Genomic DNA, 3924 nt, shown 5'->3' on the forward strand with positions numbered 1-3924 from the left:
CCAGCGAATTGAGCGACGCGCTCGGTGACCTCGGGTTCACAACGGCAGACGCGGAAAACTCATCCACGTCTGCGGACATCGCAGTCAGCGCAGCGTCGCGCTGCACTTCCCGCGCAGCCTCCTTCGCTGAAATCTGAAAATTCCCCGTCAGGTGCTCAGAGCTTTGTTCAAACATCTTGGCCCCGATAAATGTCCCAATCTCTTCCGAAATGCCGGAACTGCCGCCGATGTAAGCCTCGGCCATCTTGTTTTCTATGGCCACGCGGCCTTCGTCGGTTTCTGGGTCGAGCCCCTCCGCAATAACGTCATCCCTGAATTCGTTGCGCCTCGAAAGGATGTCGGCCTGTAGCTCCAATGTTTTCCGCGTAGCCTTTGCGTTTTCCAGCTTGGCCTTGCGCTCAATGATCGTGTTGGCCTCATCCAGACCGGTTTCCCCGAGGAAGCTGGCCGTGTCCTCGACTGCCGCAAGGGCGCCGAGATTCTGCGCCTTGAACTCAGGGTTCTGCCGGGCGACCTGGAACCTCTCGCGCTGCTCTATGATTGTCTTGGGCATTAGAAGAGATTCCCCGCCTTGAAGTCGCCGCCGGGCTTGCCGAATATCGCGTCGGGATCAACGCCGCCCGCACCACCCCCAAAACCGGCGGTAAGTGCGGTCGTAGCCACTTGCGTCCCGCCCTTCACAAGCGCGCCAAACCCTGCGGAAAATGCCGCCGTCTTGGCCGACCTGCGCTGGCGCTGGCCCTCATAAAGACTGGATGTAAGGTTCTGATTCAGGACGCCGAGGTCATCCAGCAGGCTGAAGGCCCCGGAAAGGTTGGCAAGCTGGGCCGAACCACCTGACACGCCGCCAGCCCCGATGATCGCCTCGGCCCTGCCACGGCGCTGCGCCTCATCCGCACGCAGCTTGTCTCGAATCTGGTCGGCTTCCTGAATCTGCCCGGCCTGCTGGCGCCGGATTGCAGCGCGCTGCTCCTTTGCCTTGATCGGTTCTGTAATGGTCTTGCCGCCTGTCAGTGCGGTCAGGGCGAGGAACGTCGCAGAGATCGGGTCAAGGTAACCGACCCCGGAGCCGATGGCATTCGCTCGCTCGGTCTGCTCAAGCAGTCGTTTCAGGCTCATAGCAATACTCCATCAAATCCTCGCGCCACCCCACCGCGCGAAAGCCCATTCGCTCCATCCACTTGGCAGAGCTGGGGAAAGAATTGTGAACGTGCGAGATCAGGCGGGTGTATCCCAGGTATTCCCGGGAGCATTCTATCGCCGTCTTGCACAGCGGAATGAACGTCTTCGCCACCAACCGGTCCCGGTAGATCAGATCGACAAGCCGGGTGGTGGACAGGGCCACGGCCACAGCGGTCCCGTTGGGGTTCTTGAAGAACCACGCAGCCCCAAGCGGCCCACCATGATCGAGCGTCACCGCCCAGTGAGAGAACTCGACCACGTTGTCGAACTTTCCCGAGAGGGCCTTCAGCCGCTCCTTCATGATCGGGCGCAGGTCCTCCATGATTCCATCCAGGTCACTTGGCTCATAAGGCTTCAGGATCACGATACGCTCATCACAAGCCCGGCGATCTCCAGATTGAGGGGCCTGTCCTCCATGATTGTTATGACGGGATCGTCGTTTCTGTCCGTCTGATTCACGCCATCGAAGCGCTTCCAGCCCGTAAACACGGCTGCCGCAGAGCCGACCTGATCGTCGGTGGTGCGGTATTTGATTGGCTGACCGTTGACCTTACCCCCGGTCGAATCGACCAGATACAGGTCCAGTCCCTTGATACTCGTAACCTTGCTGTGGCGAACACCGTTCTGGTCGCTGAATGTCTGTGGGTAGACTTTGGCTGAAGCCGTGTAGGAGAGCCCCACTTCACCGGTCGTGGGGGCGCCGGTCAGATTCAGGTCGCTGTAGTCGATGGCCCCGGACGCAACCGTGTAGGTGCCCCGGTAGACCCCATCCAGCTTGACCGATACGGTTTCCCCCTCCAGGTGGGAAATCCCACTCGTCACCCCAGTCTGCCCGAAGGTCAGGGTGTCCTCGTCGAGGAAGGAATCCGTGCGGCTGTCGGGCTCGTAGCGCTCCACGTAGACGGCTGTGGCCGAGTTGATCGTGCGGGAAATCGCCAGGTAGATGTCGTCACGGTTGGTGCCCGGCACGACGCACAGGCTCTTTACAAGGGCACTTGTCCCGGCAGGCAGCCACGTCCCCCAGCCGATCACCCCCGACTGCGGGTTGTAGAAAAGCTGGAGCAGCGTTCCATCCGAGAGCAGGCAGAAAAGAACGGGCGCAGGCGTCCGAGCGTAGTGAAGCTCGACGATGGCGGATGACAGGAGGTGGTCGGCAAGGTCCGAGAGCGCCTGCGCCCGATAGCGGTCGTCCTCAAAGTTGTAGCTCATCGCGCGCAGGGACTTCCCGTCGCGGCCTACGAACATCGAGGCGTTGTCAATGGTCTGCGGCTGGATGCTGGAGCCCCCATAGGTGCTCTGCCGCTTGAAGTCGAATTCTCCGGGGGCGATCAATCCCTCCCCGATTACCTCGGCATCGCGGGCGCCAATGAGGATATTCTCCGCACTGGCCAGCCATTCGATGACATCGCCGATCTGGTTGAGCGGGAAGTGGAGCGCGTCAGAGTCGACGCTCTCGCCCTCACTCCGCTGGAAGCTCTCGGGCCGGTTGGGCCGGGAAGCATACAGGACGTTTGGGGCTTTCGTGACACCCCCGCAGTAGAGCCTCCCCTGATGAAAGACAATCGCCCGGGGGAACCCCGAATCCGCGCTCCACGACTCTTCCCACAGGGGGGTGGCGGAAATACTCTGGAGGTCCTTGCCCACGGTGGCGTCAACATTGATCGTCGAGTTGAAAGCCGTAACGGTAGCGTAACCACCCGCGATGCGGAACTTCGCTCCGGGCTCCGTAGTGGTTGGAGCGTGGTTGGCAGAGAAGTATGCAGAGCTGGCAGTCAGGGTGATGCTGCCGGTATCCGCGCTGGGAGTTATCGTAATGCCACCGAGGGGGTCAGTGGCCGTCAGAATCTTGCTGTTCGTGTAGGTGGTTGCCGTTACGGATGTGTTCAGGACAAGGCCCGTTGCGGTCGTAGAATTGGTGACGCTGATGATCTGGACGTAGCGGGAGCGTGCCGTTCCGCCAGAGTCAATGTCCATGACCCTCCCCTCGGCGCCGGTGAAAACAGCACCAGAGGCGGTCAGGGCTACAGTCTCACCGGCAGAGGCGGCAGCGCCAGCCGTGATGTTCACGCCCGTGGCTGCGCCCTCTTCCCAGATGCCCGTCCACTGTGCGGTCGGCGTCGTGGCGGAAGGGGGGAGCTGGAGGTTCACGCCATACATCCGCCCGGCATCGACAAAGCTGGCGATCTTCACCCAGCCGCCATGCAGGTTGATGAGCTTCCCGGTATTGCCGTCCGACTTCGTAAATGAGTCCGTGCTCGACTCGATAAACACCGCTCCACCGGCAGTGGTGCCGTTCACGCTCAGAGCGTATGGCTGCGTCTTGATCTCCAGCACCGGGAAGTCGGCGCCAAAGTCCAGTTCCGCAACCGTCCAGCTCGTGTCGGTAGTGCGGGAAATCTTGCGGGGCCAGTAGTCGGGATGGCACAGATACAGGTCCTTGCCGTCCGAAGCGAACTGAATCGACTGGATGTCCGTGTGGTCAAACTCGGTCGTCAGCGTGTAGGGTGCGCCGAGGATCGCACCGGCCTTGTAGAACCGGCAGATTTCGTCCTGAAACTCAAGAACGTAATCCCCGACGCCGGGGATGGAAAACGGGATCAGGCGGACGTTCTCGGTCGAGTCGTAAACCGCCGAGATATACTCTGTCCCGCCGCGACGCTGCAAAGCGCCAAACCCCTTGATGAGGAAGTTCTGGCACTGGCGCAGTCCCGTCTTGAACTGGTCGGAGCTTCTCAGGCCGCG

General features: G+C 61.1%; 4 protein-coding genes. All 4 read right to left on the minus strand.

Annotated elements, in window-relative coordinates:
* Nucleotides 1-553: hypothetical protein (locus KDH09_15170; protein MCB0221036.1), on the minus strand; the 553-nt coding region annotated here is incomplete at its 3' end.
* A complete protein-coding gene (locus KDH09_15175; GenBank protein MCB0221037.1) occupies nt 553-1119 on the minus strand; it encodes a hypothetical protein in 567 nt (188 codons plus the stop codon). The genes KDH09_15170 and KDH09_15175, both read right to left, overlap by 1 nt.
* On the minus strand, nt 1097-1546 hold the full coding sequence (locus KDH09_15180; GenBank protein ID MCB0221038.1) for a hypothetical protein: 450 nt from the start codon (nt 1544-1546) through the stop codon (nt 1097-1099). The genes KDH09_15175 and KDH09_15180 overlap by 23 nt, the downstream gene beginning before the upstream one ends.
* Nucleotides 1543-3924 (minus strand): hypothetical protein (locus KDH09_15185; GenBank protein ID MCB0221039.1); only part of this gene is annotated, 2382 nt, incomplete at its 5' end. The genes KDH09_15185 and KDH09_15180, both read right to left, overlap by 4 nt.

Source organism: Chrysiogenia bacterium (genome assembly GCA_020434085.1).
Taxonomy (GTDB): Bacteria; JAGRBM01; JAGRBM01; order JAGRBM01; family JAGRBM01; genus JAGRBM01.

What these genes read in the sequence shown, in the direction of transcription:
- KDH09_15175 (MCB0221037.1), bottom strand. Translation starts at nt 1,119, where the DNA reads ATGAGCCTGAAACGACTGCTTGAGCAGACCGAGCGAGCGAATGCCATC.